Source organism: Flavobacterium circumlabens (genome assembly GCF_004345565.1).
Lineage (GTDB): Bacteria > Bacteroidota > Bacteroidia > Flavobacteriales > Flavobacteriaceae > Flavobacterium > Flavobacterium circumlabens.
The window spans coordinates 14,152-32,686 of the sequence record NZ_SLWA01000002.1; the positions used below are offsets into that span (position 1 = coordinate 14,152).

General features: G+C 36.4%; 11 protein-coding genes. 5 read left to right on the forward strand and 6 right to left on the reverse strand.

Going from position 1 to position 18,535, the window contains the following annotated elements; translation table 11 throughout:
- Nucleotides 1–39: 39 nt before the first annotated feature.
- The 3 genes from thrC to thrA all read right to left on the reverse strand — a co-directional run bounded on the left by thrC (nt 40) and on the right by thrA (nt 5,146).
- Entirely contained in the window at nt 40–1,329 is a 1,290-nt protein-coding gene (thrC, locus tag EV142_RS04705) for a threonine synthase (protein WP_132033236.1), read from the reverse strand.
- Between the two features lie 292 nt (nt 1,330–1,621).
- On the reverse strand, nt 1,622–2,557 hold the full coding sequence (locus EV142_RS04710; protein WP_132033238.1) for a homoserine kinase: 936 nt from the start codon (nt 2,555–2,557) through the stop codon (nt 1,622–1,624).
- 141 nt (nt 2,558–2,698) lie between these two features.
- A complete protein-coding gene (gene thrA, locus EV142_RS04715; RefSeq protein WP_132033240.1) occupies nt 2,699–5,146 on the reverse strand; it encodes a bifunctional aspartate kinase/homoserine dehydrogenase I in 2,448 nt (815 codons plus the stop codon).
- Between the two features lie 640 nt (nt 5,147–5,786).
- Here thrA and hutH point away from each other — a divergent pair.
- Genes hutH through EV142_RS04730 form a run of 3 tightly spaced genes read left to right on the forward strand, consistent with a single transcriptional unit; the run spans nt 5,787 to nt 9,359 of the window.
- Nucleotides 5,787–7,301 carry a histidine ammonia-lyase gene (gene hutH, locus EV142_RS04720; protein WP_132033242.1) on the forward strand — a complete coding sequence of 505 codons (1,515 nt, stop codon included), beginning with the start codon at nt 5,787–5,789 and terminating at the stop codon, nt 7,299–7,301.
- Between the two features lie 48 nt (nt 7,302–7,349).
- Nucleotides 7,350–7,994, forward strand: coding sequence for a DUF47 domain-containing protein (locus EV142_RS04725; RefSeq protein ID WP_132033244.1), 645 nt, complete (start codon nt 7,350–7,352; stop codon nt 7,992–7,994).
- Between the two features lie 33 nt (nt 7,995–8,027).
- Complete coding sequence (locus EV142_RS04730) at nt 8,028–9,359, forward strand: inorganic phosphate transporter (RefSeq protein WP_132033246.1); 1,332 nt, start codon at nt 8,028–8,030, stop codon at nt 9,357–9,359.
- 193 nt (nt 9,360–9,552) lie between these two features.
- Here the strand turns inward: EV142_RS04730 and EV142_RS04735 are convergent, their stop codons facing one another.
- The 3 genes from EV142_RS04735 to EV142_RS04745 all read right to left on the reverse strand — a co-directional run bounded on the left by EV142_RS04735 (nt 9,553) and on the right by EV142_RS04745 (nt 14,231).
- Complete coding sequence (locus EV142_RS04735; RefSeq protein ID WP_238698652.1) at nt 9,553–10,077, reverse strand: DUF421 domain-containing protein; 525 nt, start codon at nt 10,075–10,077, stop codon at nt 9,553–9,555.
- Between the two features lie 93 nt (nt 10,078–10,170).
- Nucleotides 10,171–11,541 carry a 30S ribosomal protein S6--L-glutamate ligase gene (gene rimK, locus EV142_RS04740; protein WP_132033248.1) on the reverse strand — a complete coding sequence of 457 codons (1,371 nt, stop codon included), beginning with the start codon at nt 11,539–11,541 and terminating at the stop codon, nt 10,171–10,173.
- A 143-nt stretch (nt 11,542–11,684) separates the two neighbouring features.
- Nucleotides 11,685–14,231 (reverse strand): ATP-dependent Clp protease ATP-binding subunit, encoded by a 2,547-nt coding sequence (locus tag EV142_RS04745; protein ID WP_132033250.1) that lies wholly within the window; start codon nt 14,229–14,231, stop codon nt 11,685–11,687.
- 258 nt (nt 14,232–14,489) lie between these two features.
- Here EV142_RS04745 and gyrA point away from each other — a divergent pair, with 258 nt between their 5' ends.
- Nucleotides 14,490–17,132, forward strand: a complete 2,643-nt coding sequence (gene gyrA, locus EV142_RS04750) for a DNA gyrase subunit A (RefSeq protein ID WP_132033252.1) — start codon at nt 14,490–14,492, stop codon at nt 17,130–17,132.
- A gap of 44 nt (nt 17,133–17,176) precedes the next feature.
- A complete protein-coding gene (locus EV142_RS04755) occupies nt 17,177–18,445 on the forward strand; it encodes a tetratricopeptide repeat protein (RefSeq protein WP_132033254.1) in 1,269 nt (422 codons plus the stop codon).
- Nucleotides 18,446–18,535: the final 90 nt, after the last annotated feature.

Consider the following 18,535-nt stretch of genomic DNA (forward strand, 5'->3'; position numbering starts at 1 on the left):
GTGTAATCTGTAGCTTTTAAAATTTTATGAAGAGATAAACTACCCCAAAAACGCTTTCAATTCCTCATAACTCTTAATCTTCACACTAACTTTTTCCTCATTCATAACACTCTCAATTTGCTCCGGAATCGGAAGCGTAATTCCCAAAGCGGGTTCAACTACATCGAGAAACTTAATAGGATGTGCTGTTTCTAAGAAAACACCAATGGCATTCTCATGTTTTTGTAATTCTTTTTTCAAACCTAAATAGCCAACAGCCCCGTGTGGTTCTGCGATATAACCATCGGTTTTGTAAATTTGTTTTAGAGCTTCAAGCGTTTCTTCATCGGTATAACTGTAGGAGGAGAAATCTTTTTCGAAAGCTTTCAAATCATTATTATACAATTCCTGAATTCTGATAAAGTTGCTTGGGTTTCCAACATCCATAGCGTTTGAGATGGTCGCTTTGGAAGGTTTTGGCTCGTATTTTCCGTTTTCTAAGAATCTTGGTACGGTATCGTTTACGTTGGTAGAGGCTACAAAATGTTCGATGGGCAAACCTAATTTCTTAGCCATAATTCCGGCGCAGATATTTCCGAAATTCCCGCTTGGGCAAGAGAAAACTAATGGTTTGTTCTGGCTTTTGAGTGCTTTATAGGCAAAGAAGAAATAGAACATTTGCGGCAGCCAGCGCGCAATATTGATAGAATTTGCCGAAGTCAGGTTTTTATGCGCTAAACTCTCGTCTAAAAATGCTTTTTTGACCATATCCTGGCAATCGTCAAAAACGCCGTCAACTTCAAGGGCTTTGATGTTTTTGCCTAAAGTGGTCAATTGTTTTTCCTGAATGTCGCTCACTTTTCCGGATGGATATAAAATCACGACATCAACACCGGGAACACCCAAAAATCCGCTTGCAACAGCACCTCCTGTGTCTCCGGAAGTGGCTACCAGAACCGTGTTTTTACTGTTTTTTTTGTCTTTGTTAAAGTACGCCAGGCAACGTGACATGAATCGCGCTCCAACGTCTTTAAAAGCCATTGTTGGTCCGTGGAATAATTCCAGTGAATAAATTCCGTTTTCAACTTCTACAAGCGGAAAATCAAAGCATAAAGTGTCGGCAATGATTTCTCTTAAATGATCCTCGGGAATATCATCGCCCACAAATTGCTGAATCACATCAAAAGCAATATTATGATGGGTCAGGTTTTCGATTACATTAAAAAAAGCAGGATTTAAAGGCGTAACTATTTGCGGAAAGTACAATCCTTTATCGCTTGCTAATCCTTGTATGACAGCTTCTTTAAACGAAACTTCGGGTGCGTTGTGGTTTAAACTGTAGTATTTCATTGGTTTATTTTAGATTTTAGATTTTAGATTTTAGAAATGGATAAATCAAATTCCAATTTTTAAATTCCAAATTCCAATAATTAGTATTCTTTTTTGTGTCATTTCGACGAAGGAGAAATCTTCACAAGAAGCTCCTCGCAGTATGGAAATATTTTGCGAAGATTTCTCCTTCGTCGAAATGACAAACTTTATGTCTATGCTTTGTGTCTCACTTTGCGGGACTTCGACTTCGCTCAGTCTGACAAACAGCGCGCATAACTTTTAATTCTAAATTTTTAATTTTTAATTCTTTTTAAAGAATCCTAACGCCATCCGGATTAATTTTCGATACGTGAATTTCATACGGCAAATTCATGTTTTCGTACACTTCACTCATCGCTTTGGCAATTTTATCGGCGGTTTCTTTTCCGCGGCTTAAAGCAAAAATCGACGGACCGGAACCCGAAATTCCCGAACCTAAGGCTCCGTTTTCTAAAGCCGTTTGTTTGATTAAATCAAAACCCGGAATCAAAACACTTCTTAAGGGTTCTACGATTTCGTCATGAAGCGATCTTCCGATCAGGTCGTAATCTTTGGTATACAATCCGGCGATTAATCCGCCTACATTTCCCCATTGCATGATGGCACTTTTTAGCGAAACGGTTTGTTTTAATACCGAACGCGCATCCGAAGTTTTCAGCTCAATCTGAGGATGCACGACCGTAGCAAACAATTCTTCGGGACTATCAATTCTGATAATATCCAACGGACTATAGCTTCTCACCAAAGTAAAACCGCCTAAAAGGGCAGGGGCAACGTTGTCTGCGTGCGCATTTCCGCTGGCTAATTTTTCGCCCTGCATCGCAAATTGCACCAGATCTTTGCGCGAATAAGGTCTTCCCAATAATTCATTAATCCCAAAAACAGCTCCGGCAGAACTTGCCGCACTGCTCCCGATACCGCTTCCGGCTTTGATATGTTTGTAAATTTCAATTTCAAATCCAACGGTTATGGGTTCAAAATCTCTTTCGTAAGCTTCCAGCATGGCAACAGCTGCAACACCCGAAACATTTTTCTCGGTTTCTAAAGGCAAATCGGCACCCGTAATTTTTGTGATGCGAATTCCTTTTTGCGTTACTTTTCGAACAATCATTTCATCCCCCGCATTGTCTAAGCAAAGTCCAAGTACGTCAAATCCGCACGAAAGATTCGCAATAGTGGCAGGGCAAAATAGTTTTATTTCAGTCATTTCTTTAAAGGTTCAGAGTAGCAAAGGTTCAAAGGCACAAAGGCTTTCGCTACTCTATTTTTAAAGGTTCAAAAAGGCAAGGTTCATAGGTTCAAAGATTTTAACTCTGTCCCTTTGCACCTTTGCATCTTTGTACCTCAATTAATTATTTCCTATTCGAATTACATCCGCAAAAATCCCCGAAGCGGTAACGGCAGCACCGGCTCCGGCTCCTTTTATGAGCAGCGGCTGATCTATATAGCGGTCTGTGTAGAACAAAACAATATTATCTTTTCCTTCTAAATTGTAGAAAGGATGATCTTTCGGAATGAATTGCAGGCCAACGCTTGCTTTTCCGTTTTCGAATTGAGCCACATATTTTAATCTGGAATCTTTACTCAGCGCTTCTTCATAAATAGTTGCGAAATGCGGAGCGTGTTTGATTAAGGAAGCAAAAAAGTCTTCGTTGTTTGTGGTTGCTAGACATTCCGCCGGTAAAAATGATTCGTTGGCGATCGCATCAATATCCATTTCATAACCACTTTCGCGAATAAGAATCAGGATTTTACGAGCAACATCGATTCCGCTCAGGTCAATTTTCGGATCAGGTTCTGTAAATCCCTGAACTCCGGCCTCTTTTACAACATCATGAAAAGAATTATCCTTATCGAAGTTATTGAAAATGAAGTTCAGACTTCCGGATAAAACGGCTTGTATTTTATGCACTTTATCACCCGAAGCGATTAAGTTTTTAACGGTATCAATAATAGGTAATCCCGCTCCAACATTCGTTTCAAACAAAAACGGGGCGTTATATTGACGTGATAGGTTTTTTAGTTTTTTATAATTATCATAAGCAGAGGAACAGGCAATTTTGTTACAGGTCACAACGGCAATACTTTGTTTTAAGAAATTTTCGTAAGTTTCAGAAACACTTGCATTGGCTGTAATGTCTACAAAAATACTGTTACGTAAATTCAGTTCTTTGGCACGTTCTATAAAAGCTTCCTTGCTTGCAGGTTCCCCTTTATCTAAATCAGCCTGCCATTCTTTCAAAGAAATTCCATCCTCATCGAAAAGCATTTTTCTGGAATTGGACAAAGCGATTACGCGAACATTAATTTTCAGGTTGTCTTTTAAAAATTTCTTCTGGTTGTGAATTTGTTCGATGAATTTTTCGCCCACGTTTCCAACGCCCATCACAAATAAATTAAGCTGTTTGGTGTTTTCCTCAAAGAAATTTTCGTGTAGTGTATTCAAAGCTTTTTTAACGTCTCTTTCGTTAATTACAGTCGAAATATTTCGCTCGGAAGCACCTTGCGCAATCGCACGAATATTCACGTTGTTTTTACCAAGAGTACTAAACATTCTACCGCTTAAACCCTGGTGATTTTTCATGTTTTCACCCACCAAAGCGATGATACAAAGATCTTTTTCGACGATACACGGATCAATCTTGTTTTGAAGAATCTCTACTTCAAAAGCCCTGTTGATTGCCGCTTCAGCATTTTCAGCATCTGAATTTAAAATTCCGATACAAATCGAATGCTCGGAAGAAGCCTGAGTAATGAAAATAACATTGATTTTTCCCTGAGATAATACTTCGAACAAACGTCTTGATGAACCCGCAACTCCAATCATTCCGGGACCTTCTAATGTTACCAGCGAAATATGATCGATATGGCTGATTCCTTTTACCACGGTATCTTTTGACGAAACCTGACTCGAAATTAAAGTTCCCGCAGCTTCCGGTTCAAAAGTATTTTTAATTAAAATTGGAATATTTTTTCGTAAAACAGGCTGAATGGTTGGCGGATACAGCACTTTCGCTCCGAAATGTGACAATTCCATCGCTTCCTGATACGAAATAGTGGCAATAGGCTGTGCCTGTTTTACAATTTTCGGATTAGCAGTAAACATTCCGTTTACGTCAGTCCAGATTTCCAGTTGCTCGGCATCAAGTGCTCCGGCAATAATAGCGGCAGTATAATCAGAACCGCCACGGCCTAAAGTGGTAGTAATTCCGTCAAGAGTTAGAGCAATAAATCCGGGTAAAATATTGATTTGCGCTTCATTTTGGGCAAAGTATTCCTGAATCAGCTGATTTGAAATTTCAAAGTTTACAGCTGCTTTTCCAAAGTCAGCATTTGTCTTAATGATTTCGCGGCTGTCTTTATACACGACATTTTTATTGATTTGCTGATAAGCCTGTGCAATGATATAAGAGGAGAGTAATTCCCCAAAACTCAAAATGGTATCGGCTGTTCTTGGAGATAATTCCCCTAATAAAAAGCAGCCGTCTAATAGGGTTTCTAAGTGGTTGATGATTCTTTTAACATGGCTCAGCAAACTGCTTTGTTCACTTACCGGAATCAATTCTTTTAAGGTGTCCAGGTGTTTCTTTTCGATTTCGGCAACGATTTCCCTGAAACTTTCATCATTAGCCGCCGCTTTTGCTGCTGCCAACTGAAGCAAATCGGTTACTTTACTTAAAGCAGAAACAACGACAACTAATTTTCCCTGTTTAGAATTTTGGTTTATAATTTCGAGAACGAGTTTTATATTTTGTGCATTGGCAACCGAGGTTCCGCCAAATTTTAATACTTTCATTTTGATATTTTTTTTCTTTTACGCAAATATTTTCATCTATCCAATACCCTTCTTCTTTTTAGAAAAAAGTATAGATAACCAGGATTATATGTAAAATGTATACCCCTAAGGGGTAGTAGTTGTAGTAGAAGTTGTTGTAGCAGCAATCACAACTCTTGTTTGAGTTGTCATTGTAGATTGATATTTTGTGCTGTTACTTTTCATTTTGGTTTTTCAAAAGTACAGTTTTTTATAAAAGTTAAAAAACCTAATTGCCTTTTTACGAATATTTTAATAATTCAAATCTCATGAAATTAATATTGAATTTTTGTCAGGATTGAATCTGATAAATTGATGTATTCGTATATTTACTCTGGTTTGAAAGACTATTTACAGAAGATAATCGTCTGATTTTTAATAAAAATGTTTATCAATAAGATGAGTTTAGTCTATGAAATTAGTAGGATTTGTTTTTTTTTCGATCTTTTCGCGGGGCTTTGTATTTTTAATTTTTTCATTGAAAAGGGGTTTATTTGTATGATTACTATTGTGAAATAAATAAAAGGGAAGAATTTGTTTCTGTCAAATTTTAATTATTATGAACAAATGTTGCTTTTTAATATTGATTTGCTGAATTTTGGCGTCTAAAATTACAAACACCATGAGAGAAATCCATTATATAAGTACTGAAACCTTAAGTTTAGAAGCTTTACAAGAGATAATTGTCAATCAGAAAACACTCGAATTATCAGAGGAAGCAAAAGTAAATGTTCAGAAGTGCCGTGACTATTTAGATAAAAAAATGGCGACACACTCTGAACCGATTTACGGAATCAATACAGGTTTCGGATCACTTTATAGTGTAAAAATCTCTACCGAAAATTTATCAAAACTTCAGGAAAACCTGGTAAAGTCACATGCTTGCGGAACTGGGGAAGAAGTGCCTGCTGAAATTGTAAAACTAATGTTGTTGCTGAAAATTCAATCCTTAAGCTATGGATATTCAGGAATTCAGTTGCAGACGCTAAATCGTTTAGTCGATTTTTATAACAATGATATCTTACCGGTAATCTATACTCAGGGCTCGCTTGGGGCTTCCGGAGATTTAGCACCTTTGGCTCATTTATCTCTACCGTTATTAGGAGAAGGTGAAGTGTTTTTTGAAGGTAAAAAAGTACATTCCCGCGAAGTTTTAAAACATTTTAACTGGGAACCAATCGTTTTACAATCAAAAGAAGGTTTGGCTTTGCTAAACGGAACACAGTTTATGAGTGCTTATGGAGCACATATTTTAATTAAAGCGTATAAATATTCGTATCTGGCAGATTTAATCGGAACTATTTCTTTGGAAGGTTTTGATGGTAGAAGCGAACCATTCAACGAATTGATTCATTTTATACGTCCTCACAAAGGACAGATTGTTACCGCTCAGCGTATTAATGAATTTCTGGAAGGAAGTGAAATTATTGAGCAGGAGAAAAAGCACGTTCAGGATCCCTATTCTTTCCGTTGTATGCCCCAGGTGCATGGTGCTTCAAAAGATGCAATTGACTACGTTCGAAAAGTATTTAAAACAGAAATCAATTCGGTTACAGATAATCCAAATATTTTTATTGAAGCCGATCAGATTATTTCGGGCGGAAATTTCCACGGACAACCTTTGGCTTTAGCTCTGGATTTTATGGCAATTGCCCTGGCGGAATTAGGAAGTATTTCTGAAAGAAGAACCTACCAATTGATTTCAGGATTGCGCAATCTTCCCGCATTCCTGGTTGATAATCCGGGATTAAATTCAGGATTTATGATTCCGCAATATACAGCAGCCAGTATTGCAAGTCAGAACAAACAATTGGCAACACCATCAAGTGTAGATAGTATTGTTTCGAGTAATGGTCAGGAAGATCACGTAAGTATGGGAGCAAACGGAGCAACAAAAGCGCTGCGTGTAATGGATAATTTAGAGCGTATTCTGGCAATTGAATTGATGAATGCATCTCAGGCTATTGCGTACAGAGAACCTTTAAAGTCAAGCGAATTTATCGAAATGTTTTTAAGCAGTTACAGAGAAGTGGTGCCTTTGGTAAAGGAAGATCGAATTTTGCATTATGATATTGAAAAAACCGTTGAATTCCTGAGTAGTTTCCAAATTGAAAATGATTTGTTAACAATGGCTTAACATTGTAAAATAATATTGAAGTAATTTTGCGCTATCAAAAATATAAAAATGTCAATAAATAGTATTTTCCAATTTTTAGTGCCGAAAGACAAGAAATTCTTTCCACTTTTTGAAGAGGCTTCAAGCAATTTAATTGAATTGGCTTCTAATTTACACGAAGCTGTAAATCTTCCATTAAAAGAAAGAGAAGTTCTTTTTCAAAAAATTGATGAATTAGAGCAAAGAGGAGAAGACATTACGCGTCAGACCAATTTAGAATTGAGTAGAAATTTTATTACTCCGTTTGACAGAGAAGACATTCACACATTAATCACTTCTATAGATAACGTAGCCGATTACTTGCATGGTGCTGCCAGCAGAATGAGATTGTATCAGGTTGACAAGATTACAAAATCTATCAGAAAAATGACAGAAATCAATCTTGAGGCTTGTCAGAATATTGATAGTGCAGTAAAAGAATTGAGAAATTTAAATAATTTCAAAGTTATTAAAGATGCTTGTGCCAGAATTAATAAACTGGAAAACAAGTCAGATACCGTTTATAACAAAGCAGTTTTTGAAATTTTTGAAAACGAAACAGACGCTAAAAATATTATTAAATATAAAGAAGTTTTATCTGTTTTAGAATCAGCTACAGACAAGTGTAAGAGCGTTGCAAACATACTGGAGTCTATTTCTGTAAAACATTCTTAAATTTAATTTATTTCATTCTGAAGTTATAATTTTATGACGCTACTTATAATTATTATAGTATTAGCTTTAATTTTTGATTACATCAATGGTTTTCATGATGCGGCAAATGCTATTGCTACAGTTGTTGCGACAAAGGTATTAACGCCTTTTCAGGCCGTACTTTGGGCAGCATTTTTTAACTTTCTGGCTTATTGGGTTTTCGGATTTGGTGTTGCGGATACTGTTGCAAAAACAGCGCATACCATGGAAATTAACCTGGTTGTTATTCTGGCCGGTGTTATTGCAGCGATTTGTTGGAATTTATTGACCTGGTGGCTTGGAATTCCTTCGAGTTCTTCTCATACCTTGATTGGTGGTTTTGCAGGAGCAGCAGTTGCTCACGCTATAGCAGTACACGGTTTCTCAGGTTACATGGGCGAAGATGGAGTTACACATTATTGGTACGAAATCGTAAGCTGGTATAAAGCAGGAAAGGACGGCGGAATGCCTTCAGGAGTTTTAATTATTATTGCTTTTATAGTTTTAGCACCATTGTTAGGAGCGTTGGCATCGTATTTAATTTCAATCTGGTTGTTAAATGCTTCCCGTAAAGTTATTGGTCCAAAAATATTTACAGTAGTGCTAATGATAGCAACCGTTTGGTTGGTTAGCAGTCTAATGGTGCCTTATGAAGAAATCGATAAACCAAGATTTGCATCTCATTTTTGGAGTGTAGCTTTCGATCCGCATAATATTAAATGGTTTTTGGTAGCCTTTATTATCTTAACAGTAAGTGCATTTTGTTTGATATTCAGTAGTTTAAATTTACATCAGGCAGATGCTGCTTTGAAAAAAATGCAATTATTGTCGTCTGCAGCTTTTAGTTTAGGACATGGTGGAAACGATTCTCAAAAAGTAATGGGTATTATTGCTGCAGCTGTAGCGGTATATATTCACACCAATCCTGGTGTTCATATGGACTCCTGGTTAGATGTTGTGTTGCCAAACGATGACTTAGGTATAAAAGGAGTAATGCCGGGATGGATTCCCTTAGCGTGTTATTCTGCAATTGCAGCAGGAACTTTGAGTGGTGGTTGGAAAATTGTAAAAACAATGGGATCTAAAATCACAAAAGTAACTTCATTTGAAGGTGTGGCTGCTGAAACTGCCGGAGCACTGACACTTTATTTTACAGAACATTTAAAAATTCCGGTAAGTACAACACATACGATTACAGGTTCTATCATCGGGGTTGGATTAACAAAACGTGTATCTGCCGTTCGTTGGGGGGTAACTGTAAGTTTGATCTGGGCCTGGATATTAACGATTCCTATATCGGCTTTATTGGCTGGTTTAGTATATTTTATTTTAAGTCTATTTATGTAATAGTAAAATGGTATTTGTGAAATGTGATTAAAATCGCATTTTGTCAGCATAAAAAAAGCTGGTTTCTATTGGAAGCCAGCTTTTTTGTTTAGGAAATAGAATGAAATTAAATCTTCTAAAATTTCAAATCCCAATATTCGATACTTTCATTTTTGGGATTTGGAATTTTAAAAGATTGAAATTTTTATTTAAATTATTTTCTAAAATTCTTATGATTGTGTTTTCGCTTGTAATGAGTTTGCTTAAGATTCTTTTTGTCTTCTGAAATTACGCTAATGGTACCGTCAATTTCGAGCATACAAAGCTTTACATCCGTAAAGTGTTCTAATCCGTGTTCTCGCATCGCTTCTTTTAATTCGTCGTTAGAAATGTCTAATTTGCTTAAAGATTTGAAATCTAATTTTCCGTTGTGAATTAAAATTTCAGGTTTGTCTAAAAGCAAATCATTGAGCAGTTTGTATCTGTGGGTTAATTTTTTTATGACAAAATTAATTATAAACAACACCAAAGCAGCAACTAAACCTCCCCACAGACTGGTATCCGGACCAACCATTGCATTTTGAACCGAATTACTAATCAGTAAAATCAGGATAATATCAGCTGTATTTAGCTGCGATAGTTCTTTTTTTCCGAAGATTCGTAAGGCAATGGTCATGAAAAAATAAACCGCAGCACTTCGGCCAATAATATCTAGATAAGGAATCAAGGTTAACGTCATTTTTATTTTGAATTTAAAAAAAGCTTTGTCAAAGTGTAAACTCTGACAAAGCTGCTAAATTAATTATTCGGTATTAAGTTTAAATGAACTGGTTTATATAAGCTTAAAGTTTTTCTCAATTGCTCTGATCATTTCCCCCGCAATATCTTTATTAGTCGCACCTTCAATTCCTTCAAGACCCGGAGAAGAATTTACTTCAAGTAATAGCGGCCCTTTTGAAGAACGAATAATGTCAACACCAGCCACTTTTAAATCCATTGCTTTTGCGGCTTTTATAGCTATTTTTTTCTCTTCGGGAGTTACTTTTATAATAGAAGCCGTTCCTCCAAGATGTATATTGGCTCTAAATTCACCGGGCATTGCTTCACGCTGCATTGCTGCAACTACTTTTCCGTCAATAACAAAACAACGAATATCTTTTCCGTTTGCTTCTTTGATGAATTCCTGCACTAAAATGTTTGCATTTAAACTTTTGAATGCATTAATAACGCTTTCTGCTGCTTTTTTCGTTTCTGCCAAAACAACGCCTTTTCCCTGAGTTCCTTCCAGTAATTTTACGATTAACGGAGAACCACCCACCATTTTGATTAAATTGTCTGTATCTAAGGGAGAATTGGCAAAACCGGTGGTTGGAATATCAACACCGCTGTTTAACAACAATTGCAGCGAATATAATTTATCACGTGATTGTGTTATGGCAGTTGCCGAATTCAGACAAAAAACCTTTAAAGCTTCAAACTGACGTGTTAAAGCACAACCGTAAAAGGTAATACTTGGCCTGATTCTCGGAATAATAGCATCAAACTGATTTAGGATTTTTCCGCCTCTGTAATGAATTTCAGGAGTCTTGGCATCCAGTTTCATATAACATTCCTTGATATTCAGGAAATGCATTTCGTGACCGCGCATTTCACCGGCCTCCATAATTCTTTTATTGCTGTATAATTCAGGATTACTGGCCAAAAGTCCGATTCTTAAGCCGGATGTTGCTTTTTCTGAATTTTGATACAATTCTTTTAGTGCTTCCGGAGTCGGCTGTCCTAATAAGTATTTTTCTTCAGGATCCACCAATACACGTCCGCTCATTGCTTCACGACCTAAAAGCATCCTGAAACCCATTGAATCACGATTGGTCAATGTCATTTCTATTGGCCATTTTACATCACCAATTTTAAGGTTAGTCTGGATCACATAACGATGTTCTCTAAAACCGCTTGAGCTTTTTACGATTCTTTTGTCAACCAAAGGAGCTTCACAATGGATGATAGTTTTGATATTATTCTGAATTGGATTAATATCAAATTTTACCCAATTGGCATCATTTTTTATAAAAGGAGCTATGTTTATAGCGTGCATTGCCGAGGTTTTTGCACCGGAATCTACACGAGCTTTAATTGTTGGGATTCCTAATTCTGGAAATGAGCACCATTCTTCGCTACCTAAAATGACTTTGTTTTGAAGCATACTTTATTATTTGTTTTTATAGAATTTAATAGCCAAAAATAGCTATTTGCTTTTACTAAAGATAGTAATTTATCTAAAAAAAATACCCGTTATGTTATGAAAACGTAACGGGTAAATTATATTTGTTATAAATTTAAAATAATTTATAGATTAGTCGGTTCCTCGGCTTTGTGTATTTCTACCGAAAGTTCCTGGGAATCTTCTTTCAGGTCCATTAAGATTTCATCACCTGAATGTATTTTTGAAGTTATGATTTCTTCAGCCAACAAATCTTCAACGTATTTCTGGATAGCTCTCTTAAGTGGTCTTGCACCAAATTGTCTGTCAAAACCTTTCTCAGCGATAAATGCTTTCGCTTTATCAGTAAGGCTTAAACTATATCCTAATTCAGCAATACGTGAATATAGTTTTTTAAGCTCAATTTCTATAATCAAATCAATATCCGCTTTTTCTAATGCGTTGAAAACGATAACGTCATCAATTCTGTTTAAGAACTCAGGAGCAAAAGTTTTTTTCAATGCATTTTCAATGATGCTTTTTGAATTGTCATCGGCCTGGGCGACTTTAGCAGCAGTTCCGAATCCTACACCTTGTCCAAAATCTTTCAATTGACGGGCACCAACATTAGAGGTCATGATGATGATTGTGTTTTTAAAGTCGATTTTGCGACCTAAACTGTCTGTCAGGTATCCATCATCCAAAACCTGAAGCATCATGTTGAATACATCAGGGTGCGCTTTTTCGATTTCATCTAATAGCACCACGCAATATGGTTTTCTGCGGACTTTTTCAGTCAATTGACCACCTTCTTCATAACCAACATATCCCGGAGGCGCTCCAACTAAACGGGAGATAGCAAATTTCTCCATGTATTCACTCATGTCGATACGTACCAATGCATCTTCAGAATCGAATAGTTCTTTTGCTAAAACTTTCGCTAATTGCGTTTTACCAACTCCGGTCTGACCTAAGAAAATAAATGAACCAATTGGTTTGTTAGGATCTTTAAGTCCGGCTCTGTTACGTTGAATAGAACGTGCAATTTTAAGAACGGCTTCGTTTTGACCAATTACTTTGTTCTGAATTAATTCAGGTAATTTAGCGAGTTTATTGCTTTCTGTTTGTGCAATTCTGTTTACGGGAATTCCGGTCATCATAGAAACAACGTCGGCTACATTGTCTTCTGTAACTTCAATTCTGTTGTTTTTGGAATCTTCTTCCCATTGTTCCTGTGCGACAGCTAAATCTTTCTCGATACGTTTTTCATCATCGCGAAGTTTGGCAGCTTCTTCATATTTTTGTTTTTTAACAACCATATTTTTATTTTCGCGCACTTCTTCTAACTGGCGTTCCAAATCTAAAATTTGTTTCGGGACATCAATATTGGTAATGTGTACACGAGAACCAGCCTCGTCAAGAGCATCAATAGCTTTGTCCGGTAAAAAACGCTCAGACATATATCTGTTTGTTAATTTAACACAAGCTTCAATGGCTTCCTGAGTATAGGTTACATTATGGTGATCTTCGTATTTGTCTTTGATGTTGTTTAGGATAGCAATAGTCTCCTCAACAGAAGTTGGTTCCACTATTACTTTCTGGAAACGTCTTTCTAAAGCACCATCTTTCTCAATGTACTGTCTGTATTCATCAAGAGTTGTAGCTCCAATACATTGGATTTCTCCTCTTGCCAAAGCAGGTTTGAACATGTTTGAGGCATCAAGGGAACCAGTGGCTCCACCGGCACCAACAATGGTGTGTATTTCATCAATAAAAAGAATAATGTCGTCGTTTTTTTCAAGCTCGTTCATTACGGCTTTCATTCTTTCTTCAAACTGACCGCGGTATTTTGTTCCGGCTACTAAACTGGCCAGATCAAGAGTTACCACACGTTTGTTGAAAAGAATACGCGACACTTTTTTCTGAATGATACGTAAAGCCAATCCTTCTGCAATAGCAGATTTACCCACTCCGGGTTCTCCGATAAGAAGCGGGTTGTTCTTTTTTCTACGGCTCAGGATTTGAGAAACACGTTCTATTTCTTTTTCACGCCCTACTACAGGGTCCAGTTTTCCTTCTTCCGCCATTTCTGTTAAATCTCTCCCAAAATTATCTAAAACCGGAGTCTTTGATTTTTTGTTTGACTTATTGGCGGGATTGTTGAAACTACTTTCTTTCAGACTGTCATCTTGTCCTGAATCGTCATTATACGATTCGTTTCTTGGCAAGTTTTCTAAGAATTCTTCTTCGCTTGGAGTCATATTTAAATATTGTTCTTTAGCTATGTCATAATCTATTTTTAGTTTATTCAACAGCTTGGTTGTTGGATCGTTTTCGTTTCGTAAGATACATAACAGCAAATGCGCCGTGCTAATCGATGAGCTCTGGAATACCTTTGCTTCAAGGAAAGTGGTCTTCAGTGCTCTTTCCGCCTGACGCGTAAGATGAAGATTCTTCTTTTCGGCATTGATTTCAACGCTTTGATTGGCTGGACTCAGTACTTCTACTTTTCTGCGTAAATGATCTAAATCAACAGCGAGGTTATTGAGGATATGAATGGCTTTACCGTTTCCATCTCTCAAAATGCCCAGCATTAGATGTTCAGTACCAATAAAGTCGTGACCCAAACGTAAGGCTTCTTCTTTACTGTAAGTAATAACATCTTTTACTCTTGGTGAAAAATTATCATCCATAATATTATTAATTGTATTGTAAATTTAGTGAATTACTGTATGAAAAACAAAAACCGTACCCTTCAGAATCTCATGACAGCTAAGAGACAAAAAAAAAGACAATAAAAGCGTTAAAAAACGCTTAATTTATTAACCAAAAGCTAAAATAAAGTTGTTAATAAATCATTGAAATAAGTGTAAGGAAATAGCTGAAAAAATTTCAAAAAAACGTATCTTGGCACGCTTTGAAACTAATATAATTATTTAATATAACAACTTATGTCTGAAGGAGAAAAGTTAATTCCTATTAACATAGAAGATGAAATGAAATCAGCTTACATCGATTATTCGATGTCAGTAATCGTATCAAGAGCACTTCCTGATGTTAGAGATGGCTTGAAACCAGTGCATCGAAGAGTTCTTTATGGAATGTATGACTTAGGAGTAACTTCAAGATCTGCCCACAAAAAATCGGCGAGAATCGTAGGGGAGGTTTTGGGTAAGTATCACCCACACGGAGACACCTCTGTGTATGACGCAATGGTTCGTATGGCTCAGGAATGGAGTATGCGTTATTTATTAGTAGACGGTCAGGGTAACTTTGGTTCTGTCGATGGTGACAGTCCTGCAGCAATGCGTTATACTGAGGCCAGAATGCGTAAGATTTCAGAAGACATCATGGCAGATATCGAAAAAGAAACAGTTGATTTTCAATTGAACTTTGACGATACATTATATGAGCCAAAAGTAATGCCAACCCGAGTTCCTACTTTGCTGATCAATGGAGCGACAGGAATCGCAGTAGGTATGGCAACCAATATGCCTCCACACAATTTAACTGAAGTTATCAACGGTACATTAGCGTATCTTGGTAATAACGATATTGAAATTGACGAATTAATGACACATATTAAAGCTCCGGATTTTCCAACGGGAGGTATAATATATGGTTATGAAGGTGTTCGTGAAGCATTCAAAACCGGTAGAGGGCGTATCGTAATGCGTGCAAAAGTTGGTTTTGAAGAAGTTGACGGAAGAGAATGTATCATTGTGACCGAGATTCCATATCAGGTGAACAAAGCCGAAATGATCAAACGTACGGCTGATCTGGTTAATGATAAGAAAATTGAAGGTATTGCGAATATTCGTGACGAATCAGACAGAAACGGTATGCGTATCGTTTATATCCTGAAACGTGATGCTACGCCAAACGTAGTTTTGAATACTTTATATAAATTCACCTCATTACAATCTTCTTTTAGTGTAAATAATATCGCACTGGTAAAAGGTCGCCCGCAAATGTTGAATCTAAAAGATATGATTCATTATTTTATTGAGCACCGTCATGATGTTGTAGTTCGAAGAACTCGTTTTGAATTGCGTAAAGCAGAAGAAAGAGCGCATATTTTAGAAGGTTTAATTATTGCGTCTGATAATATCGACGAAGTAATTGCTATCATCAGAGGTTCAAAAAATACGGAAGAAGCCCGTGAAAAATTAATCGAAAGATTCAATTTGTCCGATATACAGGCTCGTGCTATCGTTGAGATGCGTTTACGTCAGTTAACTGGACTGGAACAAGATAAGTTAAGAGCCGAGTATGAAGAATTAATGAAGTTAATCGAGCACTTGAAAGCTTTATTGGCTGATGTGGATCTAAGAACTAATCTGATTAAAGAAGAGCTGGAAGAGATTCGTGAGAAATACGGAGATGCCCGTCGTTCTCAAATTGAATACTCCGGTGGAGATGTAAGTATCGAAGATTTAATTGCCGATGAAAATGTAGTTATTACCATTTCTCATGCCGGTTATATCAAACGTACCAACTTAACAGAATACAAAACTCAAAACAGAGGCGGAGTTGGACAAAAAAGTGCAGGAACAAGAGATCAGGATTTCCTTGAGCATATGTTCGTTGCGACCAACCACCAATATATGATGTTCTTTACGCAAAAAGGAAAATGTTTCTGGATGCGTGTTTACGAAATTCCGGAAGGAAGTAAAACTGCAAAAGGAAGAGCAATTCAGAATCTGGTAAATATTGAAAGCGATGATAAAGTAAAAGCTTTCATTTGTACTCAGGACTTAAAAGACAAAGATTATATCAACAGTCATAACCTGGTAATGGTAACCAAAAAAGGTCAGGTTAAGAAAACTTCTCTGGAGAAATATTCTAAACCAAGGGTAAATGGGGTTGCTGCTATTACAATTAAAGAAGGGGATGAGTTACTGGAAGCGAAATTAACTAACGGAGAAAGCCAGATTATCTTGGCGGTTAAATCCGGTAAATTAGTTCGTTTTGAGGAAACAAAGACACGTCCGATGGGAAGAACAGCTTCCGGAGTCCGTGGAATTACACTAAAAGACGATACCGATGAAGTAATTGGTATGGTTACTGTTGATAAAGATGATGTTAACGATTCACAAATTTTAGTGGTTACTGAAAATGGATACGGTAAACGTACCAAATTAGTAGACGACGACGGAGAAGATGTTTACAGAATCACAAATCGAGGTGGAAAAGGAGTTAAAACATTGAACATCACTGAAAAAACAGGAAAACTAATTTCGATTAATGCTGTAACAGATGCTGATGATTTGATGATTATCAACAAATCAGGGTTAACTATCAGAATGGCAATTGAAGATTTACGTGTAATGGGTCGTGCAACACAAGGGGTTCGATTAATTAACTTAAAAGGAAAAGATTCTATCGCTGCAGTTACAAAAGTCATGAAAGATGATGTAGCCGAAGTTATTGTTGATGAAGACGGAAATGTTATAGAATCAGCTATTGAAAGAGTGAAACCAGATCTGGAAGTTCTTGAAGATGATACTGTAGTTGAAGATGATGACGACGATTCTGATGAAGAAACAGAAGACGAAGATGATTCTGAAGAAGAAGAGGAATCTGAAGAATAAAAGAAAACCACAAAAAATAAAATTAAATATACAAATTGAATACTATGAAAAGTAAATATGTAATACTTGCGTCAGCATTATTGATTTCAGTAGCTACTTTTGCTCAAAAAGATCAGATTAAAAGTGCAGAGAAAGCATTAAAAAACGGAGATGCCCAAGGAGCAATTTCGATATTGAAAGATGCTGAAAATTTAGTAGTAAATGCCAAAGATGTTGAACAGGCACAATACTATTTTGTAAAAGGGAATGCTTATCTTGATTTAGCTACTAAAAAAGTAGATGAAAGCAAAAGCTTGTCTCTTGCAGCCGAGAGTTATAAAAAGTTAATTGACGTTGAAAAAGAATCCGGGAAGCTAAAATATTCTACTCAGGCAGCTACTTCAATTACTCAGATTAAAGGAAATTTAATTAATTCAGCAATTGCAGATACTCAGGCAAACAAAAATGCTGAAGGAGCAAAAAAATTGTATGATGCCTATTTATTAGATAAAAAGGATACAATCAATTTGTACTATGCGGCTTCAACATCTGTAAATGCTCAGGATTATGATTTGGCTTTACCAATGTACGAAGAGCTGAAAAAAATTAATTACTCCGGAAAAGGGACTAGTTATACAGCTTTAAATAAAGCTTCTGGTAACGAAGACGGTTTTAATACGGTTAACGAAAGAGATTTAGCTGTAAAATTAGGGACTCACGAAAAACCTAAAACAGAGGCTATTCCTTCTAAAAGAGGAGAGATTTACAAAAATCTTGCTTTAATTTTAGTTCAGAAAGGTCGTATCGAAGATGCTAAAAAAGCAATTGCCGATGCAAGAAAAACAAACCCGGAAGATTCTTCTTTGTTGCTTACAGAAGCAAATTTATACCTTGAGACCAAAGATTTTGATACCTACAAAAAATTAGTGGGTGAGGCTTTGCAGAAAGATCCAAACAATGCGGATCTTTTATTCAACCTTGGAGTAATTAGCGGGAATGCAAAAAATCCTGCTGACGCTGAAAAATACTATTTGAAAGCGATCGAAATTAATCCAGGTTATACAAATGCTTACCTTAATCTTGCCGCATTAAAATTAGAAGCTGAAAAACCAATTATTGATGAAATGAATAAATTGGGTAATTCTGCAAAAGATATGAAGCGTTACGATGTGTTAAAAGCGCAAAGAGAGTCTGTTTTTAAAGGAGTGATTCCTTACCTTAAAAAAGCAAATGAATTAGATCCTAAAAATGAAGATGTTGCTAAAACATTATTAGGGGTTTATAAAGCATTAGAAATGACAGCTGAAGCAAAAGCTTTGAAAGCTACAATGTAGTTCTTTGTACAAAAAGACAATATTTTAAAAATCCAAATTCCAAAAGATGCTCAGCATAATTGGAATTTGGATTTTTTTTTTTTAAGTATG

What these genes read in the sequence shown, in the direction of transcription:
- thrC (WP_132033236.1), bottom strand. Translation starts at nt 1,329, where the DNA reads ATGAAATACTACAGTTTAAACCACAACGCACCCGAAGTTTCGTTTAAA.
- EV142_RS04710 (WP_132033238.1), bottom strand. Translation starts at nt 2,557, where the DNA reads ATGACTGAAATAAAACTATTTTGCCCTGCCACTATTGCGAATCTTTCG.
- thrA (WP_132033240.1), bottom strand. Translation starts at nt 5,146, where the DNA reads ATGAAAGTATTAAAATTTGGCGGAACCTCGGTTGCCAATGCACAAAAT.
- hutH (WP_132033242.1), top strand. Translation starts at nt 5,787, where the DNA reads ATGAGAGAAATCCATTATATAAGTACTGAAACCTTAAGTTTAGAAGCT.
- EV142_RS04725 (WP_132033244.1), top strand. Translation starts at nt 7,350, where the DNA reads ATGTCAATAAATAGTATTTTCCAATTTTTAGTGCCGAAAGACAAGAAA.
- EV142_RS04730 (WP_132033246.1), top strand. Translation starts at nt 8,028, where the DNA reads ATGACGCTACTTATAATTATTATAGTATTAGCTTTAATTTTTGATTAC.
- EV142_RS04735 (WP_238698652.1), bottom strand. Translation starts at nt 10,077, where the DNA reads ATGACGTTAACCTTGATTCCTTATCTAGATATTATTGGCCGAAGTGCT.
- rimK (WP_132033248.1), bottom strand. Translation starts at nt 11,541, where the DNA reads ATGCTTCAAAACAAAGTCATTTTAGGTAGCGAAGAATGGTGCTCATTT.
- EV142_RS04745 (WP_132033250.1), bottom strand. Translation starts at nt 14,231, where the DNA reads ATGGATGATAATTTTTCACCAAGAGTAAAAGATGTTATTACTTACAGT.
- gyrA (WP_132033252.1), top strand. Translation starts at nt 14,490, where the DNA reads ATGTCTGAAGGAGAAAAGTTAATTCCTATTAACATAGAAGATGAAATG.
- EV142_RS04755 (WP_132033254.1), top strand. Translation starts at nt 17,177, where the DNA reads ATGAAAAGTAAATATGTAATACTTGCGTCAGCATTATTGATTTCAGTA.